At 42.4% G+C, this 23,527-nt stretch carries 20 protein-coding genes; 12 read left to right on the top strand and 8 right to left on the bottom strand.

The window, feature by feature from the left end:
• Positions 1-83: 83 nt before the first annotated feature.
• Positions 84-1,121: a quinone-dependent dihydroorotate dehydrogenase gene (locus tag ABD772_RS17055; protein WP_345107270.1), complete on the bottom strand. Its 1,038-nt coding sequence runs from the start codon at positions 1,119-1,121 to the stop codon at positions 84-86.
• A gap of 89 nt (positions 1,122-1,210) precedes the next feature.
• On the opposite strand from ABD772_RS17055, the gene ABD772_RS17050 reads away from it, so the two are divergent.
• From ABD772_RS17050 to ABD772_RS17020, 7 genes are all read left to right on the top strand, one after another.
• Entirely contained in the window at positions 1,211-2,341 is a 1,131-nt protein-coding gene (locus tag ABD772_RS17050; RefSeq protein ID WP_345107267.1) for an acyltransferase family protein, read from the top strand.
• Between the two features lie 86 nt (positions 2,342-2,427).
• Entirely contained in the window at positions 2,428-3,195 is a 768-nt protein-coding gene (locus ABD772_RS17045; RefSeq protein WP_345107264.1) for an SGNH/GDSL hydrolase family protein, read from the top strand.
• 95 nt (positions 3,196-3,290) lie between these two features.
• A complete protein-coding gene (locus ABD772_RS17040; RefSeq protein WP_345107261.1) occupies positions 3,291-5,210 on the top strand; it encodes an ABC-F family ATP-binding cassette domain-containing protein in 1,920 nt (639 codons plus the stop codon).
• 119 nt (positions 5,211-5,329) lie between these two features.
• Positions 5,330-6,586, top strand: a complete 1,257-nt coding sequence (locus tag ABD772_RS17035; RefSeq protein ID WP_345107258.1) for a type IX secretion system plug protein — start codon at positions 5,330-5,332, stop codon at positions 6,584-6,586.
• 2 nt (positions 6,587-6,588) lie between these two features.
• Positions 6,589-8,304, top strand: a complete 1,716-nt coding sequence (locus ABD772_RS17030; RefSeq protein WP_345107255.1) for an ArnT family glycosyltransferase — start codon at positions 6,589-6,591, stop codon at positions 8,302-8,304.
• 16 nt (positions 8,305-8,320) lie between these two features.
• Positions 8,321-8,965, top strand: coding sequence for an HAD family hydrolase (locus tag ABD772_RS17025; protein ID WP_345107252.1), 645 nt, complete (start codon positions 8,321-8,323; stop codon positions 8,963-8,965).
• A gap of 50 nt (positions 8,966-9,015) precedes the next feature.
• Positions 9,016-9,675, top strand: a complete 660-nt coding sequence (locus ABD772_RS17020) for an MBL fold metallo-hydrolase (RefSeq protein WP_345107249.1) — start codon at positions 9,016-9,018, stop codon at positions 9,673-9,675.
• A gap of 18 nt (positions 9,676-9,693) precedes the next feature.
• On the opposite strand, the gene ABD772_RS17015 is transcribed toward ABD772_RS17020, so the two are convergent.
• From ABD772_RS17015 to ABD772_RS16995, 5 genes are all read right to left on the bottom strand, one after another.
• The gene (locus ABD772_RS17015) at positions 9,694-11,130 is read right to left on the bottom strand and encodes a serine hydrolase domain-containing protein (RefSeq protein WP_345107246.1); all 1,437 of its coding nucleotides are present in this window, start codon (positions 11,128-11,130) and stop codon (positions 9,694-9,696) included.
• Positions 11,131-11,133: 3 nt separating this feature from the next.
• Positions 11,134-12,060 (bottom strand): aspartate carbamoyltransferase catalytic subunit, encoded by a 927-nt coding sequence (locus ABD772_RS17010; RefSeq protein ID WP_345107245.1) that lies wholly within the window; start codon positions 12,058-12,060, stop codon positions 11,134-11,136.
• A 76-nt stretch (positions 12,061-12,136) separates the two neighbouring features.
• The gene (gene pyrR / locus ABD772_RS17005) at positions 12,137-12,682 is read right to left on the bottom strand and encodes a bifunctional pyr operon transcriptional regulator/uracil phosphoribosyltransferase PyrR (protein WP_345107243.1); all 546 of its coding nucleotides are present in this window, start codon (positions 12,680-12,682) and stop codon (positions 12,137-12,139) included.
• A gap of 391 nt (positions 12,683-13,073) precedes the next feature.
• Positions 13,074-15,044 carry a 30S ribosomal protein S1 gene (rpsA, locus tag ABD772_RS17000; protein WP_345107240.1) on the bottom strand — a complete coding sequence of 657 codons (1,971 nt, stop codon included), beginning with the start codon at positions 15,042-15,044 and terminating at the stop codon, positions 13,074-13,076.
• 185 nt (positions 15,045-15,229) lie between these two features.
• Positions 15,230-15,892 carry a hypothetical protein gene (locus ABD772_RS16995; RefSeq protein ID WP_345107237.1) on the bottom strand — a complete coding sequence of 221 codons (663 nt, stop codon included), beginning with the start codon at positions 15,890-15,892 and terminating at the stop codon, positions 15,230-15,232.
• Positions 15,893-16,058: 166 nt separating this feature from the next.
• Here ABD772_RS16995 and tyrS point away from each other — a divergent pair, with 166 nt between their 5' ends.
• Genes tyrS through ABD772_RS16980 form a run of 3 tightly spaced genes read left to right on the top strand, consistent with a single transcriptional unit; the run spans position 16,059 to position 18,157 of the window.
• Positions 16,059-17,342, top strand: a complete 1,284-nt coding sequence (gene tyrS / locus ABD772_RS16990) for a tyrosine--tRNA ligase (protein WP_345107234.1) — start codon at positions 16,059-16,061, stop codon at positions 17,340-17,342.
• A gap of 48 nt (positions 17,343-17,390) precedes the next feature.
• Positions 17,391-17,873, top strand: coding sequence for a type II RES/Xre toxin-antitoxin system antitoxin (parS, locus tag ABD772_RS16985; RefSeq protein ID WP_345107230.1), 483 nt, complete (start codon positions 17,391-17,393; stop codon positions 17,871-17,873).
• Positions 17,873-18,157 carry an RES family NAD+ phosphorylase gene (locus ABD772_RS16980; protein WP_345107227.1) on the top strand — a complete coding sequence of 95 codons (285 nt, stop codon included), beginning with the start codon at positions 17,873-17,875 and terminating at the stop codon, positions 18,155-18,157. The genes parS and ABD772_RS16980 overlap by 1 nt, the downstream gene beginning before the upstream one ends.
• A 165-nt stretch (positions 18,158-18,322) precedes the next feature.
• On the opposite strand, the gene ABD772_RS16975 is transcribed toward ABD772_RS16980, so the two are convergent.
• Positions 18,323-18,961: a PH domain-containing protein gene (locus ABD772_RS16975; protein ID WP_345107224.1), complete on the bottom strand. Its 639-nt coding sequence runs from the start codon at positions 18,959-18,961 to the stop codon at positions 18,323-18,325.
• A gap of 58 nt (positions 18,962-19,019) precedes the next feature.
• A complete protein-coding gene (locus ABD772_RS16970; protein ID WP_345107221.1) occupies positions 19,020-20,003 on the bottom strand; it encodes a LuxE/PaaK family acyltransferase in 984 nt (327 codons plus the stop codon).
• A 131-nt stretch (positions 20,004-20,134) separates the two neighbouring features.
• On the opposite strand from ABD772_RS16970, the gene ABD772_RS16965 reads away from it, so the two are divergent.
• Positions 20,135-20,806: a lipid-binding SYLF domain-containing protein gene (locus ABD772_RS16965; RefSeq protein WP_345107219.1), complete on the top strand. Its 672-nt coding sequence runs from the start codon at positions 20,135-20,137 to the stop codon at positions 20,804-20,806.
• 228 nt (positions 20,807-21,034) lie between these two features.
• Positions 21,035-23,491, top strand: coding sequence for a glycoside hydrolase family 31 protein (locus tag ABD772_RS16960; RefSeq protein WP_345107217.1), 2,457 nt, complete (start codon positions 21,035-21,037; stop codon positions 23,489-23,491).
• Positions 23,492-23,527: the final 36 nt, after the last annotated feature.

Below are 23,527 nucleotides of genomic sequence, written 5' to 3'. Positions count from 1 at the left end.
GACTTTTTTTTATGACCCGTAGAGACGCAATGTTTTGCTTCTGTGATTTGCATAATTGGACGCAAAATGTTGAGTCTCTACGATTAGGATAATAATTTTTTATTAATCTTCTTGATTAATCCCGGCCCTTCATAAATAAATCCGGTATATAATTGCACCAGTGATGCGCCTGCCTCTAGTTTTTCCAGTGCATCTTCTGCCGAGTGTATGCCGCCGACACCAATAATGGGAAAAGAACCGTTTGACTTATCTGTAAGGTAACGAATCACTTCTGTTGAACGCCTGGTCAACGGCGCGCCGCTGAGACCGCCGGCTTCTTCTTTGAGTATGGGGTTTGACAATGATGATTTATCAATAGTAGTATTAGTAGCTATAACGCCGGCGATCTTTGATTCTTGAACGATTTCCACAATGTCATCTAATTGCTCATTAGTCAGGTCAGGTGCTATTTTGAGCAGGATAGGTCTGCTGATGCCGGTTTTGTTGTTGCGTTGCTGTAGAGTATTTAAAATCGCCATCAAGGGCCCTTTCTCTTGTAGCTCACGCAGGCCGGGTGTGTTAGGCGAACTTACATTTACTACAAAATAGTCAACTACATCAAACAGGCGGTCAAAGCATTTAATGTAATCGCTCACCGCATCCTCGTTAGGTGTGTTTTTATTTTTGCCGATGTTGCCACCGATGATCAGCCCTTTTTGTGCAGACGGTTGTTTTTTGCGGTAAGCGGCGATGCGCCCTGCTACTACATCAACTCCCAGGTTATTAAAACCCATGCGGTTGATCAACGCTTTCTCGCGCGGACTGCGAAACATCCTGGGCTTTGGATTACCCGGCTGGGGCAGGGGAGTAACCGTACCCACCTCAATAAAACCAAAGCCCAGGTTAGCCATCTCGCTGATCACCTCGCCATTTTTATCAAAACCTGCGGCCAGGCCAACCGGATTAATAAATTTCAAGCCGAAAACTTCTTTTTCCAATCGGTGGTCCTTGATATCCCAAACCGCCCTGCTCACAGCCGCGCCGCCCGGAACACGATTAAAGCGTTTCAGGTTACGGGTTACAAAGTAGTGAATGCTTTCAGGGTCAAATTGGAAGAAGATAGGTTTGATCAACTTGTACATAACGGCAAAGTTAGCAATTTTACAGCATAACCCTACCCCAGGCAACTATCCGGCATTAACCCCGTATGTGTATAAACAAGTTTCTATTTATGCACAATCTTTCCCCCGGCAAACACAGGTTTACACAATTGGATAGTTTAAGGGGATTGGCGGCTTTAGCTGTTTTTGGAGGTCACAGTATTGCAGGTATTATTGGTTTGCCGCTATTAATTAAGCTGCTGCATACCCCTTTAAGCATTTTTATTAATGGCAATGCGGCTGTAATGTTCTTTTTTGTGCTTAGCGGCTTTGTGCTCAGCCTGCCTTTTATTGACGGTCAAAGGCCTTTGAATCTCCTGGCATTTTATACTAAAAGAGTTTTCAGGATCTATCCGGCATTCGTAATGGCAATTATAGTGGCAATAGTTTTAAAAGAGTTTGTATTTCTGCCTCATGCTAAACCGACCGGGGGCTTGTGGCTGAACCAATATTGGCTTTGGGATATGAATGTTGCCAACTTTAAAGAAATTTTGTACACGCTGTTGCTGGTAGCGCCCCATATTAAGTTCAAGCTGGTCGATCCGCCGATGTGGTCGCTCGCGGTGGAAATGATCATGGCTTTTTTTATTCCGTTTTTTATCCTGATCGCTTCGCGCTGCCACATCATTATCAATGCAGGGATATTTATACTGCTTTCCTATTGGTCGTACACCAGCCATACCTATGTTACTTTTCATGCAGGTATATTTTATCTCGGCGTTGTTTTAGCAAAGCACAGAAAACCGATCATAAGTACTATAAGACGTTGGTCCATGACTATTAAAATATTGCTCGCCCTGGTGGCGCTGATTTTGTATAATGCCGGTATGCAGTTTTTAAATCTGCATGCATCTGCATACTATGTCATATTTATTTATTGTCTGCCGGCAATTGGCAGTGCTGTGATAATTGCTTTGGTACTTGCAAGTAGCAGGCTATCTGATTTCTTTGAACAACGCCCGTTTGTTTTTATGGGGACGATAAGTTATAGTTTTTACCTGATGCATTTCCCGATTTTGCTGACGCTGTCGTCAATCATGATAGCTTGGTCGGGGTCATACCTTGCAGTAATTACCGGGCTTTTCTTAACCATTGCTATGAGTTATATAGTAATGCTATTTATAGAACGTCCTTTTCAGGCGATGGCATCACGGCTCGTTAAAATGCATCGGTTTTTCAATATTATTACTCTCAAAATTTAAATCAGCTTATTTTCTGCTAAAGTTTGGTTTCTTAAATAAATCTGTAAATTCGGTACTCCTATTCAGGAACAAACCAATTTAAACTTATGGGAAATCAAGACAACAATCGTCGCAGTTTTATCAGAAACGCATCAATAGGCACTATTGCCGCTATCAGTATTCCGCAAATTGTATCGTCAGCTTTGGCTGCTGTACCAAAAGGCAAAAAAGTTAGTATTGAGCCGGGCGACGTGATTCTGTTTCAGGGCGATTCTATAACCGATGCGGGTAGAAATAACCGCAACGCTTTTTCGCCAAATAACGCCGGCGCACTAGGCAATGGTTATGCCATGATTGCTGCCAGTCAATTGCTATTGCAAAACCCAGGTAAAGATTTAAAAATCTATAACAAAGGCATCAGCGGAAATAAAGTTTATCAACTGGCCGAACGATGGGATGCCGACACATTGGCTATCAAACCTAACCTATTGAGCATCCATATTGGCGTAAACGATTATTGGCACACGCTAACCAACGGTTATACCGGCACTATCGATAATTATATCAGCGATTATAGAAAATTACTTGACCGTACCAAAGAGGCTTTGCCAAATGTAAAACTGATTATCTGTGAGCCATTCGGCGTACTTGGGGTAAAGTCCGTAACCGATGCCTGGTATCCTACTTTTAATCAATTCAAAAAAGCGGCACGGGACATAGCCGACCAGTACAACGCACCATTTGTACCCTACCAGGCCGCCTTCGACAAAGCCATAACCCAGGCACCGCCAGCCTACTGGACAGGTGATGGTGTACATCCATCGGTAGCAGGCGCAGCCCTGATGGCGCATACCTGGCTGGAGGCGGTGAAATAAGCTAGAAGCGTAAAGCAGAAAGGCGAAAGCTTATCTTCGAATCGTAAGCCTTAAGCTTTCGCCTTTAAGCTTAAAAAGCGTACCTTTGTGCGCAAATGATTGCTATAAATAACCTTACGTTCGAGATTGGTGCGCGGGCATTGTATGACGAAGCCAACTGGCATATTAAACCGGGAGAAAAGATAGGCCTTATTGGCGCTAACGGAACCGGAAAAACTACCCTTCTAAAAATTATTACGGGTGAGTATACCCCGACGTCGGGTACTATATCAATGGCTAAGGACCTCACCATGGGGTACCTTAACCAGGATCTGTTGTCTTACTCGTCCGACAAAAATATTGTGCATGTGGCTATGGAGGCTTTTGAGCGCCAAAACCAATTGCATGACGAGATCGAAGCCTTACTTAAAAAGTTAGAAACCGATTATACGGAGGATCTTATCCATAAACTGAGCGATAAGCAATCAGAATTTGAAGCGCTTGATGGTTATAACATTGAATACAAAGCGCACGAAATTTTAGCCGGTCTGGGTTTCAGCGAAGCTGATTGCCATCGGAAGCTAAATACCTTTTCGGGTGGATGGCGTATGCGTGTTATGCTGGCTAAGATACTTTTACAGGCACCTGATATCCTGTTGCTGGATGAGCCTACCAACCACTTAGACTTACCGTCAATACAATGGCTGGAAGATTATTTGAAAGCATTTACAGGTGCTATTATCATCGTGTCGCACGATAGATGGTTCCTGGATAAAGTAATTAACCGCACGGTTGAATCACGCAAGGGTAAATTGAATGTTTATGCCGGCAATTATACTTTCTATCTGGAAGAAAAAGCACTGCGTGCAGAGATTCAGCGCGGCGAGTTTAAAAATCAGCAATCGAAAATAAAACAGGAAGAGCGTTTAATTGAACGTTTCCGTGCCAAGGCATCCAAAGCAAAAATGGCGCAGTCGCGTATCAAAATGCTGGATAAAATGGAGCGTGTTGAGGATGTAGATGACGATAACCCCGAGGTTAACTTCAGCTTTAAATTCAGTAAACAATCTGGCAGGCACGTGGTGACATTGGAACATATTACCAAAAAATATCCGGCAATTGATATTTTGGATGATGCCGAGGCAATCATCGAAAAAGGCGATAAAATTGCTTTGATAGGTGCTAACGGCCGTGGTAAATCAACTTTACTGCGCATTATAGCCGGTGCCGATAAAGAATTTGAAGGTAAAGCAATAACGGGCCATAATGTTACGCAAACTTTCTTTGCGCAGCACCAATTGGAGAGCTTGCACCTTGAAAACCAGATATTACAGGAACTGCAGGCATTTGCTCCAAAACACACCGATACAGAATTGCGCTCTATATTAGGCTCCTTCCTGTTTACCGGCGATGACGTGTTTAAAAAGATCAAAGTGCTGTCGGGTGGCGAGAAGTCGCGCGTGGCTTTAGCCAAAGCATTAACTGCCGATGCTAACTTCCTGGTACTCGATGAGCCTACCAACCACCTTGATATGGCATCGGTTAATATATTGATCCAGGCACTGCAGCAGTATGAAGGTACCGTGATCGTCGTATCGCACGACCGTTACTTTCTGGATAACGTAGCTAACAAAATTTGGTTCATTGAAGATCAAAAGATCAAAGAATATCCGGGTACCTATGCCGAGTACGATGAATGGTTTGCTAAACGTAAGATAGAACCAAAAGGTCTACCGGCTTCTCAACCAAAAAAGGAAGAAAAAAAACCGGAACCGGTTAAACAGCAACCATCTGATAACAAACAGCAGCAACTAAAGAAAATGAATCAGGATCTTTCAAAAATGGAAGAGCAGGTTTCAGTTTTAGAAAAAGCAGTGAAAGACCTGGAAGTAAAGCTGGCCGACGATAAAATCTATAACGATCCGGCTAAGTTAAAAGAAGCAGATACCGCATACGCTCAAAAGCAGACGGAGCTAAAACAAACCCAGCAAAAATGGGAGGAACTGGCCGAGCAAATTATGGAGCTGGAAGCGTAAACGTTCAATATAATTTAAAAAAGCCATCAGTCGGTAGATTGGTGGCTTTGTTTTTAAACCTTCTGCCATTCCGAGCGTAGCAAAGAATGACAGAAAGGAAAAGTATGTATACTTGCATTATGAGAAAATGCGTTGTAATCCTGTTAATGTTCATTAGTCTGAATGCGCTGGCGCAAGTAACCTATACCGACAGTGTTTACAATGCTCATATTAAAACGGTTCAGTTTTATAACACTAAGAAGGAGATGTCTTTCCCGGTAATTGCCCTGCAAGGCGAGCAGGCCCTGCTCACTTTTGACGATTTGCGCGGCGGCACTCGCAATTATTATTACACCTTAGAGCACTGCAGCAGTAACTGGCAGCCGTCAAACATATCAAAAGCCGAGTATTTACAGGGCTTTCAGGATGATCGTTTGCTGGATTATACCTATTCAACTTCTACACTGCAAAAATATACTCATTACGAGCTGAAGGTGCCTAACAGTAATATCAAACCAAAAATATCAGGCAACTATATCCTTAAGGTTTATGAGGATGCTGATCAATCAAAAACGGTATTGACACGCCGTTTGTATGTTATTGATGCTAAAGTTTCAGTTGCGGCCAATATCGTGCCGTCTAGCAATCCGTCATTAAGACAAGAAAACCAAAAGATCAATTTTCAGGTAGCGTATGCCGGTTTGAATGTGCAGAATCCTAATACCGATATCAAAGTTTTGTTGATGCAAAACGCCCGTTATGAAACCGCTATCTGGAATAGTGTGCCGTCAACCATCCGCGGTACGCAGTTAGTTTACAACGACATTAATACCAATGATTTTGCCGGCCGTAATGAGTTCAGGCATTTCGATACACGTAGTTTGCGACTTAACTCAGAAAGGATAGGTCATATCTACCGCGATACAGCTTATACCGTTACGTTGCTGACTGACCCGGCACCTAACCAGGAAGGTTATACGCTGCTTTATGATAACGACGGCAAGTTCTTCATTCTAAACCAGGACGGCAGTGGCGAGCCACGCCGTGATGCGGATTATGCGCATATGTATTTCAGCATGTTTGCTAATAAAACCGATAAAGAAGGCGCTGCTTACATCGTAGGTAAGTTTAACGATTATAAGCTGGACGATAACAGTAAAATGGATTTCGATCCTATAAAAGGCCGCTTTTTTACCAGCCTGTTTTTAAAGCAGGGCGTTTATGATTACGAGTATGTGTGGGTAGATAAAAACACCGGCAAAGCCGATGATGTACCGATTGAAGGCAGTCATTTCGAAACGGAGAATGAATACCAGCTGCTGGTTTATTATCGCCCGGTAAGTGGCCGTTGGGATGAATTGGTCGGATACCGGTTATTGAGCAACATACAAAAATAAAGATGTCATTCCAGATAGATAAGCAAAATCCCACAATTAGCACTAAATGGCTCTATCTCTTTATTGGTATAGCTGTCATAGTGAATTTTAGCGGATTGTTTGTCCCCATTATTGGTCCCGACGGTACGCTTTATGCCTCTATTGCCAAAGCCATGGCAAAGACCAATAATTTTGTCGACTTATATGCCTATGGCCAGGATTGGCTGGATAAACCTCATTTTCCATTCTGGGTAACTGCGCTTTCGTTTAAACTTTTTGGCATCAATACCTGGGCTTATAAGCTGCCGGGCATACTGTTTATGATGATGGGCGCCTTTTATACGTATCTGTTTGGCAAGACGCTTTATAATAAACAAGTTGGCCTGTGGGCCACGCTCATCTTGCTGACAGCCCAGCATATCGTCCTGTCGAATAATGATGTTCGTGCCGAGCCTTATCTAACCGGCCTGATCATTGCTTCAGTATATCACCTATATAAAGCGCATAGCACCAATAGCTATTGGCAATTACTATGGGGATGCATTTTCGCGGCCTGCGCTGTTATGACCAAAGGAGTGTTTGCCGTTATACCCATTGGCGGGGCGATTGCGGGACATTTCATTATCACCAGGCAGTGGGAAGAAGTGTCTAACCGGCGTTGGTTAGTAGCTATTGTTTTAGTGCTGATCTTCATCCTGCCCGAGCTGTATTGCCTTTACCAGCAGTTCGATATGCACCCTGAAAAACTGATGTTTGGCAGATATTATGTCTCCGGTGTGCGGTTCTTTTTTTGGGATAGTCAGTTTGGCCGCTTTTTTAATACCGGCCCCATTAAAGGGCATGGCGACCCCACTTTCTTTATTCACACTACACTTTGGGCCTTTTTGCCATGGTCATTTTTACTATTTGTGGCTGTTTTTCAATTTATAAAAAAAGGTATTAAGCAGGTTAAGAACATTGAGTGGTATTGCATTTCAGGGGCATTAATTACTACGCTGCTTTTTTCGGCTTCTAAATTTCAGTTACCGCATTATCTGAACATTGTCTACCCGTTTTTTGCCATTATTACTGCGCAGTACCTGTATACCGTACAGCTGGCCAAAAGCATCCGTGCTATCCGTATCACACAAACGGCAGTTATATTTTTGTTAGTGGCTACCATTGTAGTATTAAACTATTTCTATGAGCCAGAAACGTTGACGGCGACCATTGGCATATGCTTGTTGACCTTGCTTGTTGCACTATTGTTTTTGCCTCAGGATATTGTAAAAGCTACTATATCCAAAGTAGTATTGCGGACATTACTGGTGTCGTTTTTTATCAATGTCTATTTAAATACAGTGTTCTATAGTTCGCTGTTAAGATATCAGGCTGGCAGCGAAGCCGCTATGTGGGTCAATCAGAATAACCCCCGACAATTGCAAGTTGTACAGTTGAATGACGAATACCAATCGTCTTTTAATTTTTATATCACGCAGCCGCTCATTACTGTCACTGATGACAACCCTATCAATTATCCTAAGCAACCTTTTATACTTTATGCTCCCGCCCAAAGAATTGAGCAATTGGGCCAACTGGGCTGGCATATAAAGCTGCTAAAATCATTTGAACGCTATTGGATAAGCAGGCTAAAGCCGGTTTTCCTGAATAAGGCGACCCGATCCGGAGTGCTGACCGAAATGCAGGTTGTTTATATTGAGCCCAAACCAATAAAAGATTTTACCAACTACGCGCAATAACACTATTTTTGCGGCGATGGATACTTCACTAAAAAACAAATACGACAGCATAATTTTTGATCTGGATGGTACGCTTTGGGATAGTTCGGCTAATGTAGTGGTGGCCTGGCAAACCGCCAAAGAGCAGGTTAACTATATCAAAGAAGATTTTACCCGTCCCATGATCCACTCGATAACTGGCATGACCTACAAGGCTATCTTCGAGACTTTATTACCCTACCTGAACGAAGAGCAGCGCGAAGAGTTTAAAGCGCTGGCGGGTAAGTACGAGCTGGAGATATTGTACGAAAAAGGCGGCGAGCTTTATCCGGGTTTAGAAAGGGCACTGAGACAGCTGTCAGCAAAATATAAACTATTTATTGTAAGCAATTGTCAGAGCGGTTATATAGAAGTATTTTTCAAGATCAGCGGCTTTGAACATTATTTTGCGGGCCATCAGTGTTATGGTACCAAAAATCAACCGAAGGCTGAGAATATTGCCGATATTGTGAATGACCATAGCCTGAAATCGCCTGTTTATATAGGCGATACTATGGGCGATTATAATGCAGCTACTAAAGCCGGTGTTCCCTTTATCTTTGTAAACTATGGTTTTGGCAAGGTTGACGAGGGGCAGATCGCCACTGTGTCGTCGTTGACTGAACTGGCTGGATTGCTGTAATACCCAAACCTTTCTGTCGTCGCAGAGTTGAATTGATACATACTGTCAATATGAAAATATCTAAATACCTGCATTCTTGTCTCGTTTTTGAACTGGACGGCTATAAGTTATTGTTTGATCCGGGTAAGTTTAGTTTTGCTGAGGGTGATGTGACCGCCGCTATGTTTGCAGATGTAAATGCTGTTATCATTACGCATTTACATCCTGATCACCTGGATACTGAAAATCTGAAGAAGATAGTTGAGTTGAGCGGTGCTGCTGTTTATACTAATGAGCAGGTAGGCGAGGTATTGCAAAAACAAGCTATGGCGCATACGGTGTGGCAGGATGGTATTCACCAATTGGGGCCGTTTAAATTGCAGGCCGTAACTGTTCTGCATGAACTAATTATGGATAATCCCTTGCCGCAGATGATGGGTTTTGTGATTAATGATACGATATTGCATCCGGTTGACTCGATGGAAGATGAGCTGTTACGGTATAAAGGGATTGAGCTGCTTATTATGGTAACCATGGCGCCTTTTGCTAACGAGGTTCGCATATCCACTTTTGCAGATAAGCTACAACCGAAACAAATTTTGCCGGTACATGATGGTTATGCCAAAGAGTTTTTTATCAAACAACGGTACGAGGCTTACACCAAACACTTTGATAAACAAGGCATCAAATTTCATAATATTTATAAGGTAGGCGATAGTATTACCATTTAATTAAAAGGTATCTTGCAGTTACTGAAGTTTAGAGATCAGGCTTACACCGGTATTGTCGGTACTGGCGCCTGCATTTGACAGCAGTACAACCGCCAGGCCTTTCTCAATATTATAAGCCAAAAAGCTGCTGCTTCCTTCTGTACCACCGTTATGAAAAATATAGCTTATACCGTCTATTTTTATGATATGCCAGCCCAAGGTTACCTGGCTGTCCCCATTATTAAAAGTTACCTGATGAGCTAGCTGAAAGGCTTTTGAGAGCTTAGTGTCAGACTTAGTCATGTTAGCCCTGGCATAGATCAGCAGATCATTAATGGTTGATTTAAGTGATCCACAGGCGGCCAGTGCATCAAAGTCCCACGAAGTGGTTTGTTTGGCATCTTCATTATAACCAGCAGCCAATCGGGGTGCAATAAGCGGATATAAATGTTGTAGGGTTGATTTCATTCCCAGCGGCTGGCAAATTATCTCGTTAACTAACTGCTCATACGGCTTGCCGGTTACGCGTTCCAGAATTACCCCTAGTAGCCCCACTGCCAAATTTGAATAAGCATATTTTGTGCCCGGCTGGCTCCTTAACGTGCAACTTTTCAGGTACTCAAAAAGCATTTGCCGGGTATAGTTTTTATACGGATTAGCATCGTTATAATCTTTTTGCGCCGAAAAGTTTGAAGGCAGGCCCGGCAGGCCACCTGTGTGGTTACTTAGATTTACCAGTTTGATGTCTTTTAACGCAGGGTTAGCGGCAACCGAGTCGGGAAGATATTTGGTAATTGGGTCATTCAAACTCAGCTTACCCTCGTTTACATACCAGGCCAGCAGCGTGGCCGTGAAGGTTTTACTGATAGAGGCAATTTCGTAAATGGTGCCGATGTTGGGTAATTGGCCCTTTCCCTTCTTTATTTCGCCGTAATTATAGGTGCGCACGTCGCCTTTGTTTATGATGCCAATGCTTAGGCTTACCGTGTTTGAGCGTTGGATGTATTTACGCACTATTGAATCAACCACCTTGTCGGTTCGGGTTTTTAACTGATTGTTCGATGCCGCCAGTGATGGTTTATTAACTGACGATTCTTTGTAAGGTTCTAACTTAAAGTATGATAACTTGTCGTTTTCGCTCAGGCTAATAGTCAGCAGCATGGTCAGGACATCAAACTGTACTTTGTAAGCTGCGGTAACATTATTAACAAAGCTTATAAGCGAATCTTTCTTCACTATTCCCAAAGGGAACAGCTCCCGATCTAAGAAATCGTTAAAATCTGCATGCGGGATGGATTTTTTAAATCGCGCGTCGGCCAGGTTATAAATGGCATCGGCATTTTTGGTGATGATGTATTGTTTGATGCGTGCAAAAACCGAATCAGTTTTGCGCAGTTGACGTGCTTGTGCATTTGCGCCCAGGTTTAACAATAAACCCATCCCACAAATCAATACCCCACGCAGTACTCTAGGCATAAATCATGGAGTTTGACCGGCCAACAGGTAAAGTACCGCCATACGGATGGCAACGCCGTTTTCTACCTGATCAAGTATAATAGATTGCTTGCTATCAGCTACGTCACTGGTTATCTCTACGCCGCGGTTAATCGGGCCGGGGTGCATGACTGTGATCTCTTTATCGAGCGAGTCAAGTATTTGTTTATTCAGGCCATAAAGCATGGTGTACTCACGTAACGACGGGAAGTACTTAATATCCTGGCGCTCCAACTGAATACGCAGCATGTTGGCAACATCGCACCAGCTTAGGGCTTTGAGCAGGTTGTGCTCAACCTTAACCCCTAAGGTGCCAATGTACTTTGGTATTAGTGTAGTCGGCCCGCAGACCATTACTTCGGCCCCCAATTGCTTTAGGCAAAGAATATTTGAAAGCGCCACCCGCGAATGCAGGATGTCGCCCACAATAACCACTTTTTTGCCGGCTACGTCGCCATATTTTTCGCGGATGGAAAAGGCGTCGAGTAAGGCTTGGGTAGGGTGCTCATGTGCGCCGTCGCCTGCATTGACGATTTGCGCATTTACGTGTTTGGACAGGAAAGTGGCCGCACCGGCATACGGATGGCGCATTACCACCATGTCTACCTTCATGGCCAGAATGTTATTTACGGTATCAATCAGCGTTTCGCCCTTGCTTACCGAGGAGGAAGAGGCTGCGAAGTTTACTACGTCTGCAGAAAGACGCTTTTCGGCCAGCTCAAACGATAGGCGGGTACGGGTTGAGTTTTCAAAAAAAATGTTGGCGATAGTCACATCACGTAATGACGGAACTTTTTTTATAGGGCGATTCAGTACCGTTTTAAAATTGTCGGCTGTTTCAAAGATCAACTGAATATCAGCTGCGTTTAAACCTTTAATTCCAAGTAGATGACGTGTGCTTAATCCTGCCATGTGAGTTATTATAATATCGAATATTGAATACTGAATTTTGAATGATGAAGTTTCTTGTCAGTCGATATTTCTAATTTCATTTTGCTTCTGATACCAAAACTATTTTATCCTCTCCATCTGTTTCTTTCCAGCTTACTACTACCTTTTGCGATGCAATAGAATCAACCTCAATACCTATGTAATCGGCTGCAACTGGTATATGCCGCGAGTAACGGCGATCAACCAGTGTTAGCAACTCTATACGTTCCGGGCGGCCAAAGGCCAGCATGGCATCCATAGCGGCGCGGATGGTGCGACCGGTCCACAGTACGTCGTCCATCAAAACCACTTTTTTATCTTCTATAATAAAATCGATCTTGGTTTGATTAGGCACCAGCGGCGATTCGCGGCGGCGAAAGTCATCACGATAAAACGTAATGTCAAGATCGCCTTGCTCAATAGTATGTTCTGGTAAAATCTTACGTAATTCTTCAGCGACACGCTTAGCCAGGAAAATCCCACGTGGCTGAATACCAATTAACACTGTCTGCGAAAAATCGTTATGATTCTCAATTAACTGACGACATAAACGCTGTATAGTGATTTGAAATTTCTGACCGTCGAGCAGCGTAAGGTTTTGCATCGTATGGGTGGATTTGGGCAAAGGTAATAATTTTAGTTATTAGTTGCGAAAAGCAATAGCGATAATAGTTTCAGTTCGATCGTTATTAATATCAATCATTGCGGACAATTATAAACCTTATCGGAAGACACCGTCGTTTATCACTGTATAACTCTTCAATGCTTCCCTAACATCACTCTTTTCACAGAGGTGCGAATTCATTCAGCATCTATATAAAGGAGAAAAAATTGAATTGCTTAATGTGTGAGACGCCGAAATAATTTGGCATGACCAGTTTAAATATGTCATTCCATCTTCATAGCGACGCTGGTATTTTACTGCTCAGGATGAAAGGTCAACAAAAAAGCCCTGCCGATTACTCAGCAGGGCTTCGAAAAATATGGGTTAAAGCTTATTTAGCTTCTTCTTCAGATTTTTTAGCGGCCGATTTTTTAGCGGCTGCTTTAGTTTCTGCACCTTCCATTTGTTCTTTCAATTGGGCAAGTACAGATAAATCACCTAAAGTTGATTTTTCAACTGAATCTTTCACTTTCTTAACCGCGTTGTTAGCAGATTTTGCTTCTTTTTTACGGTTTTCGAAATCTTGTACACGAGCGTCAGCGCGGGCGTCTTCCCATATACGTGAGTGTGAAATAACGATACGTTTGTTTTCTTTGTTAAACTCGATGATTTTGAATTCAGCAGTTTCGTCAGCTTTTAAGCTTTTGCCATCTTCTTTAACCAGGTGTTTGGTAGGAGCGAAGCCTTCAACACCATAAGGTAAAGCAACAATTGCACCTTTGTCTGTTACTTTCAACACAGTACCTTCATGTAACGAATCGATAGTGAAGACAGTTTCAAAAGTATCCCAAGGGTTTTCTTCTAATTGTTTGTGACCTAAGCTTAATTTGCGATTTTCAACGTCAAGCTCTAATACAACCACATTCAGTTTTTCACCAACTTTGGTGAACTCATTAGGGTGGTTGATTTTTTTAGACCATGAAAGGTCAGAGATATGGATCAAACCGTCGATACCGTCTTCCAGTTCAACAAACACACCAAAGTTGGTCATGTTTTTAACTGTAGCTACGTGTTGAGTACCAACTGCGTAACGATCAGCAGCGTTTTGCCAAGGGTCAGGAGTCAGTTGTTTGATACCTAATGACATTTTGCGCTCATCGCGGTCTAATGTCAGTACTTGTGCTTCAATTTCGTCACCAACTTTCAGGAATTCCTGTGGGTTGCGCAGGTTTTGTGACCATGACATTTCTGACACGTGGATCAAACCTTCAACACCCGGGATGATTTCTAAGAAAGCACCGTAATCGGCAACAGTAACTATGCGGCCTTTAACTTTCGAGCCAATTTGGATAGTCTCGTCAAGTGATTGCCAAGGATGCGGAGTCAATTGTTTCAAGCCAAGAGCGATACGTTTTTTCTCATCATCAAAGTCAAGCACAACAACGTTGATTTTTTGATCCAATGATAAAATTTCTCTTGGATGCTCAATACGGCCCCATGAAATATCTGTAATGTGTAATAAACCGTCAACACCACCCAAGTCGATGAATACACCAAAGTCGGTAATGTTTTTAACTGTACCTTCCAATACCTGACCTTTTTCAAGTTTGGCAACGATTTCGGTTTTTTGGTTTTCTAAGTCGTCTTCTATCAACACTTTGTGCGATACTACCACGTTTTTAAACTCGTGGTTGATCTTAACAACTTTGAATTCCATTGTTTTGCCCACATACACGTCATAATCCCTGATAGGTTTAATGTCGATCTGTGAACCTGGTAAGAAGGCTTCAACGCCCATGATGTCTACAATCAGACCACCTTTAGTTCTGCTCTTAACAAAACCGGTAATGATCTCGTCGTTATCCAGTGCCGAATTAATTTTCTCCCATGATTTTTGAGTTTTCGCACGTTTGCGAGATAATACTAACTGACCGTTAGCGTCTTCTTGCGACTCAACAAAAACATCAACTGTGTCACCGATCTTCAGATCAGGTGTGTCACGGAATTCAGAAACTGATACCAAACCATCAGATTTAAATCCGACGTTTAATACTACGTCTTTGTTGTTAACACTTACAACAGTACCAGTGATAATTTCGCCTTTGGTGATAGAACTGAAAGTTCCATCATACAATTTCTCTAATTTCTCACGCTCGCTGTCGCTGTAGTTACCAAATTTTTTGTCATCAGCGTCCCAATCAAAATCTGCATTAGGTACTGAAGCAATTTGAGATTTAATCTCTTCGATCGATATCGAATCAGCTTCTGATTCAATAGTTTCTTTTTCGCCACCAGCTTTTACTGTTTCCAGCTCAGCTTGTTTAGCTTTTAATTCTTTTTCTGCTTCTTGTTTTTTTGCCATTAATTAATTTATCTCCTTTTCCCAATTTGTTAATTGGGACTGCAAAGGTACGACTATATTTTATTCTGTAAAATTTAATTTGATGTTATCTGCTGATTTTTAGGGGTTTTTGCGCATTCATAGAAGTACTTTAGGGATATTATTCACTAACAGCTTATTAGAACATCTAAAATAAGCCATTGCCTCTATAATTTATTTTCTATTTCATTAAAGATAGACATAAAATGGGGTAGTAATAATTGACGGTATGCTACAAGTATCTGGTTCATTTGCGTCTCATGTTGCGCAGTAAAAGGGTTTTCCCATACGCGCATGCAGATGCGTTTAAGCGCATAGGCAATATGTTCGGTCTCAGAATAGGTGTGCAGGTATGCATCGTGTTTAAATCCCTCAAAAAAACGAAAAAAGCGACTGCAGTCTTCCAATCCCGCTGCTGTTAAAAAAAACTGGATAACATTTGTATCACAGCTCTTTAAATGATCGTAAAAATCTCCGACCGTTATTTTGCCGGTGGTAATTAGTAGGTTGTCAAGAATTAGCTCGATACCGATATGACCCAAAAAGAAGGGCTTAACCGGCGAGCCTGCAATGGCCGGGTTCAGCTCTTTTTTGAGTTGATGCGAATGCGTTAAAAAAAAATCAGACGAATGGAAATAACGGTCAACATCCAGATGTTTATTCCATCCGGAAACTATACTGTTTACTTTGGGGTTAGGATGATGCAGCTTTTCTGGGTGAAGAACGATGCTTTTATCAGCATTTTTTAATAGGTCTGGCAATACCGTACCCAATATAAAATAGCAGTCGGTAGCCTCGCGGTCGAAATAAAAATGGGATAAAAAATTCATAAATAGGCCTCAGCTAAAAATAAAAAAAATGTTTTAATTAGCCTGTAGTATTTAAACGTAAATAAACCTTGCCTGGTTATTCTTTGTGTATCAATCTGTATAAAGGTGTAAATCTGTTATCTTTGGCGGCCCGATAGTCACGGGTATTTAAAAAGATACTACATCGATGAATTTTGTTGAAGAATTACGCTGGCGGGGCATGCTGCATGATATTATGCCCGGAACGGAAGAACTGTTAAATAAAGGCATGACATCAGGCTATATCGGGTTTGACCCAACTGCTGATTCATTGCATGTGGGGCACCTTACTCAGATCATGACTTTGATTCATTTTCAGCGCGCCGGCCACAAACCTTATGCTTTAGTTGGGGGCGCTACCGGTATGGTAGGCGACCCATCTGGTAAATCTGCCGAGCGTAATTTGCTTTCAGAAGATGTATTGCAACATAATCTTGAATCTGTAAAACTACAGCTGCAAAAATTTCTGGATTTTAACAGCGGGGCAAATAGTGCCCAAATGGTTAACAATTACGATTGGTTTAAAAACTTTACTTTTCTTGATTTTATACGTGATGTTGGTAAGCACATTACGGTGAATTATATGATGGCTAAAGACTCGGTGAAAAAGCGGCTTGAAGGCGATACCGGGATGTCATTCACTGAGTTTACCTATCAGTTAGTTCAGGGTTATGATTTTTACTATTTATGGAAGCATAATAATTGTGTGCTGCAAATGGGCGGATCTGACCAATGGGGTAACATTGTAACCGGTACCGAACTAATCCGCAGGAAAGATGGGGGTGAAGCTTATGCACTAACTACGCAGTTGATTAAAAAAGCGGACGGTACCAAGTTTGGCAAGACAGAAAGCGGAGCAGTTTGGCTTGATCCGGCACGTACGTCGACTTATCAATTTTACCAGTTTTGGCTAAATACTACTGATGCAGATGCTAAATCTTATATACGCATATTTACACTGCTTGACCGCGAGGTAATTGTGGCTATGGAAACCGAGCACGATGCCGCCCCACACCTGCGTGTACTGCAAAAGGCATTAGCCAAAGATATCACCATTCGCGTTCATGGCGAGGTTGAATATGAAAAAGCTATTAAATCGTCTGAGTTTTTATTTGGTAACACGGGCATCGAGTTTTTGAATGAACTAAGCGAGGCTGAAGTAATAGGAATATTTGAAGGGGTGCCTAATTTTAAAATTGCACTGAGCGATTTGAAAGCGGGTATTAATGCGACGGATCTGCTAGCCGCAAATACACAAATATTCCCATCAAAAGGAGAAGCTAAAAAGATGATTCAGGGCGGTGGAGTAGCTGTTAATAAAATTAAAATAAATACGCCGGAGGATATTTATAATGCTGATAACCTGATTGGTGGGAAATTCCTGGTAGCCCAAAAAGGGAAGAAAAATTATTTTTTAATTGTTGTAGAATAATTCTGATATCAGACAAAATGTTTTGACATTTGTACAAATGTCTGATTTATGAGCGACGATACTTCAAATAACCAACTCAATGAACCGATGCTGGCTTATGGCACTCAACCTAATTTGTTTGCTACAGTATTGAGTACTGCGGCAAGGCAATTTAATATTATGGGTAACCAGGAGCTTGTAAAATTAAGTCGCCAAGGCTTGCCTAAACGTGGCTTAATGGCTTTGGCAAAGAAAATCTCATTAACTATTCAGGAGTTTTCAAACATCATGCATATATCTGAGCGTACCTTACAACGCTATGATGATGATGCTATAATAAAAACTGAGTATGCCGAGAAAGCCGTTGAACTGGCACGCCTGTATACCCGTGGCGAAGAAGTATTTGGCTCTCTTGACAAATTCAAAACCTGGATGAAAACCCCACTTTACGTTTTTAATGGTGAAGCACCTGTGTCTCTTCTGGATACCTCGGTTGGATTTGATATTGTTTTTAAAGAGTTGGGGCGTATTGAGCACGGCATTTTTGCTTAATGTTACTTTATCGTATTACCCGAAAGGACTTTGCCGATCTAAGCGGTACGGGTTCGCGTTTATATAGCGGGCGCTGGAACAGCGAGGGTAAAGCAGCGGTTTACCTGGCTTCATCGCGCTCGTTGGCGATGCTGGAGGCGCTGGTGCATTTAGAACCAACTAACATCCCTAATTATTTATGCCTGATGCAGGTAGAAGTTCCTGATGATGCCACCGAATTGGATGCCGCTACATTGCCTCGAAATTGGGAACATTACGACGATCAATACGTACTTAACAAATAGGTAATAATTTCCTGCTTAAAAAAGAAAAACTCCTGCTTAAAGTGCCGTCGGCAATTGTTAAGCAAGAGTTTAATTTTTTGTTTAATCCGCTTCATCCTAAAGCGGCTGAAGCAAAGATCATATCTATCGAGCCGTTTTTCTTTGATTCACGACTTCCCTGACAATTTACAAATCGCTCAGCAAATCCAGTTTCTTTTGGTTGTACTCTTCCTGAGATATTAAACCGTTATCGAATAAGGTTTTTAGCTTTTTCAATTTTTCGGTTAAAACGTCAGGTTTAACTTCGTCTTGCTGAACCACAGGCGCTGGTTGCGATGGGGATACCGGGGGAGTTGGCTGGAATGCCTGCGCCTGATGCTCAAATTGCACTGCGCCCGACTCTGCACGTTTTTCTTCCAGGTCGCGCAGGCGACGGGCCTCACGTTCAGCCTCTTTACGCTCCTGAGCGTATTGATATAATTTGCGCGCCTGTATTTTAGGCAGATAGTCAACGCCCATTTCGGCGCCGTTGGTTGTTTTTACACTGAAAATAGCGCCGATAATCTCTTCCTTAGTATAAACATCTACAATATCTTTCCAAACAAAGTCAACAAATTTGATAGAAAGGCCGAGGTTAGCAGGAGTAAAAAACAATACACGTTTATTGGTGATAGCAATACAGTCTGGCAGGATATTTACCAAAGGTTTTTTCTGTACAGCGATATATATAATCTCTTCTCCGGATGTTAGAAGATCGACAAGGCGGTTGTGAATTTTTTCAACTGCTTTTGGATCTTGCTCGTCGCGCAAAAATTTGTCTATCATTTGAGTTAATATTTATGAGGTGCAAAAATATATAAAATCCGTTAGTTGCTTATAAGTTTTACGCTATCAATAAATTACAGCCGCGAACGTCGGCGTTGTCAAAACGGCCTAAAACTTCAAAACTATCATCAGCATAAATCTTGCCCAAATCTTTTGTTGCAATGAACGAGCAGGAATTGATATTAGCCAGGTCAATGACATTGATGCCCCCGGCTTTGCCATCGGTAACTAAACTCAGCGGGTCATTGGTATCGCGTGTAATAACCTTCATCCACGGCGGGCATGCAAAAATGCCTTCGCCTTTGGAGTACGCCTGTGATAACAGTTCGGTCATGCCATACTCCGAATGAATTGCTTTTACACCAAAACCTTTGCATAAAGCTTCATGCAATTCCTGGCGGATCATTTCTTTACGGCGCCCTTTCATGCCGCCGGTTTCCATCACCAGCAGTTGCGGGAAGTTTATTTTATATTGCTCTACAAAATCAAGCAATGCAAAGGTTACACCTATTAATAGTGTAGGCTTGCCGGCTTTTTGCTGTTTGGCGAGTTTTGCGGCCAACTCGTCATAGTTATATAGATAAAAGCCGCTGTCAGGATTTTCAGATTGCGTAATCAGATCCTGCGCCATGTAGATGAGTGATGACCCCTGGCGTTCCAGGTAAGACGGCAGCAGGGCCAATACAGTATAGCCTTTGATATCGCCATAAAACAACTCAAACGCTTTACGGAAGCTTTCTTCGTACCAGCTAATATCTGTGATATAGTGACTACTGGTTATCATGCCCGTAGTACCTGAACTGGTAAAAGTTACCTGTACCTCATCCTCAGAACTCAATATATGGTGACCTTTAAAAAACTCAATAGGCAGGAAAGGAATTTGTTCAACAGTTGTAATGGTTTGTGCATCAATTCCCAAACCGGCAATAAAATCAGCATAAATTGCACACTGTTGCGCCTGGTGCCTGAAAACCTGTAAGGCTGTATCAGCAAATGCTGCACGGCTGTTGATAGAAAATACCTGCTGTTTATCGGGCTTCATTGCGGCAAAGATAAGCAGACGTTAAGATAAGTGCCAAACCAGGCACATATAGGACAATTAAATGACCGACTATCTGATATTTCTAAAAACAACTGCTGTTATTACAGGTTTCTCTAAAAAACATTCAAACAATGAAAACACCGAAATTCTTTATAATGCTGATGCTGTTAAGCGTATTTATTGTATTGGCCTCAGCTACAGATGTAAGCAAGGAAGCAGAGCGTGTAAATAAATCAACCGAGGTTTTGAAAGCCTTTGGTAAAATGAAAGAAAGTATCCCGCACCAGTTAATGTCCGAATATGAAGGCGTAGTAATTATTCCGGGACTGTTGAATGCCGGTTTGGGCGTGGGTGCTAAACGTGGCAAAGGCGTTGCCTTAGTTAAATTGCCTGACGGTAAATGGAGTGATCCTGTGTTTATCACCTTAACCGGAGGGAGTGTTGGTTTACAAATAGGCGTACAGTCGACTGATTTAGTATTGGTATTTCGTCACAAAGGCGTGCTCGCAAAAGTTAAAAATGGCGACTTTACTATTGGGGGTGATATCTCAGCAGCGGCGGGTCCGGTTGGTCGCAGCTCGCAGGCTACTACAGATTATAAGTTAGAAGCCGAAGTGTATTCTTATTCACGCAGCCGTGGTTTGTTTGCCGGTATATCCATTCATGGTTCAAACCTGGCAATTGATAAAGATGCTAACCACGCTTTCTACAACAATAAAATGACATCGTCAGAGATATTTGAAACCGGAAAAAGCAGCGATGCTGCAGTAGTTGGCTTAAAATCGGCCCTCAGCTCATTATAAATTTAAAAAGACAATATAGCGATGCGTTGTAAACCCATCGCTATATTTCGGACTTTAAAGTACTGAAATTTACGAGTTTCATAATTTTTCGCGCTTGCCGATCTTTTCCGGAGGCACTCCGTCACTTTATAGAATAAAAGTCGTTTATTAGCTGTTGAAACGGGCAATTGCCAGTATTGGCTATTAGCGCAAATAAAGGTGGGTGCAGAGCCGAATCGAGTATAGTATATGAAAGAGAATACGATAGATCCCCAATTAGAATTAAACAAAACTGCCGAAGAGGAAGTATTTCAGCATGTAAATAATCCTATAATAGGCTTAAAACCCATCATAAAAAAGTACCTCGGCGTACCCAATCAAGCCGATCAGATAGCCAATAAATTTTTCTTTACTGACGGCGAAGCTAAAGTAGAGATCGTTGTTGTTTCCGATGAAATAATTCGGGTAAGGTTGGCTCCGCATGGCGTTTTCCTGGAAGAGTTTTCATATGGCGTACCTAAGTTAACATCTAAGGCCGCTGTCTTTACGTTATTTGAGAATGACACAGAATTTCGTGTTTCAACCGGCGTTGTAAATTGCCATATCCGTAAAGCTGATTTCTTTATCTCGTTCTCTGATGCTGATGATAATATTACCAGCATGGATGCAGTGCCCATGCACTGGGAAGAGAATGTGGCATTTGGCGGCTACTATGTGTTCTGTACCAAGGTTTGTTTACCAAACGAGAGTTTCTTTGGCCTGGGCGATAAACCAACCGAACTGAACCTGCGTGGCAAGCGCTTTGTAAACTGGAATACAGATGCGTATTCATTCCAGTGGAACCAGGACCCTATTTATCGTACCATCCCTTTTTATATTAGTATAAATGAAGGTATATCGCATGGTATTTTCTTTGACAATACTTTTAAATCGCACTTTGATTTCGGTTCTGAAGAGAAAGATAAAACCAGTTTCTGGGCCGATGGAGGTGAATTACAATATTATTATATCCACGGGCCCCACATGATGGATGTGGTTAAAAACTACCACAAACTCACCGGTACGCACCCTATGCCACCACTTTGGGCTTTGGGGTATCACCAGTGCCGTTGGAGTTATTATCCAGAGTCGAAAGTCAGAAAGATCGCCAGCACATTTCGTCAGGAGCAAATCCCTTGCGATGGTATTTATCTGGATATCGATTATATGGATGGTTACCGTTGCTTTACCTGGAACAAAAAATATTTCCCCGACCCTAAAAAGATGATAAAAGATCTGTCTAACGACGGATTTAAGACCGTAGTGATCATTGACCCGGGTATTCGTGTGGATGATAATTACTGGGTGTTTAAAGAGGGTAAAGAAAAACGCTATTTCTGCCGCCGGAGTGATGATTACTTTATGGAAGGCCACGTATGGCCGGGCCGTTGCCAGTTTCCTGACTTTACTAACCCAGAGGTGCGTGAATGGTGGGGTGGTTTATTCCAGGGATTGGTTGACGCGGGTGTAGCCGGGGTCTGGAACGACATGAACGAGCCTGCAGTATTTGGTACCAGTACCTTTCCCGATGATGTTCGCCACCAATATGATGGTTACCGGGGGTCGCACCGTAAGGCGCATAATGTTTATGGTATGCAAATGGTGCGTGCTACCTACGAAGGTTTGCGCAACATCATGAAAAATAAACGTCCGTTCACTATTACCCGCGCGGGTTATTCGGGTGTGCAGCGTTACTCATCTGTTTGGACTGGCGACAACGTAGCCACTTGGGAGCATTTGAAATTAGGTAATATCCAGCTGCAACGTTTGTCAATGTCGGGGGTCCCTTTTTGCGGTACTGATATTGGCGGATTTAGCGGCGAGCCCGATGGCGAGTTGTTTACCCGCTGGATACAGTTGGGTACTTTCTCGCCGTTTATGCGTGCGCACTCTGCCGGCGATACCAAGGAGCGCGAGCCCTGGAGCTTTGGCGAACCGTATACTTCTATCAATCGCAAGTTCATCGAATTACGTTATAAATTATTGCCTTACCTGTACTCAACCTTTTGGGAGCACCACCGTTATGGCTTTCCTATCCTGAGGCCAATTGTAATGCAGGAACAGATTGAGTCTGATAATTATTTCCGTCAGGATGAGTTTACCTATGGCGATAAGATATTGATCTGCCCGGTACTCGAACCGGGTCAGAAAAGCCGCCGTGTGTATCTGCCAACCGGCACCTGGTACAATTTCTGGACGCTGGAAGTGGTTGAAGGCGGTAAGGAGGTTGAAGTTCAAACTCCGCTGGAAACCATCCCGATCTTTATCAAAGCAGGCGCTGTTATTCCTGAATATCCTATACAGCAATATGTTGGCGAGAAGGAAATTGAAGAAGTTAAACTTAATATCTATTTCGCTGAACATGAGGTTAACTCATTCTTTTTTGAGGATTATGGTGAAACCTTTGCCTATGAGCAAGATATCTACTCGGAAAAGAAATTTGTAACAAACGGCGATAAAACCAGCTTGACTATCCAGCAAAGTATGGAAGGGTTGTACACACCGCGTTATGAAACTTATGCATTCACTATATCGGGCCTGCCATTTAAACCGGCGGCAATTACTGCAGACGGTAAACCTATTAAAGGTTTCACTACAAACGCAAATGGCCTGTTAGAGTTTAGATACGGCAAAAACTTTAAAAAGATCGAGATCGCAATTAATTGATCAGGACATTGAATTTATAGTACCGTATCATGATAC

This window comes from Mucilaginibacter panaciglaebae, from assembly GCF_039539265.1.
GTDB classification, from domain to species: domain Bacteria; phylum Bacteroidota; class Bacteroidia; order Sphingobacteriales; family Sphingobacteriaceae; genus Mucilaginibacter; species Mucilaginibacter panaciglaebae.
The sequence above is the reverse complement of the archived record's forward strand: the minus strand, read 5'-3'. Positions and strand labels throughout refer to the sequence as shown.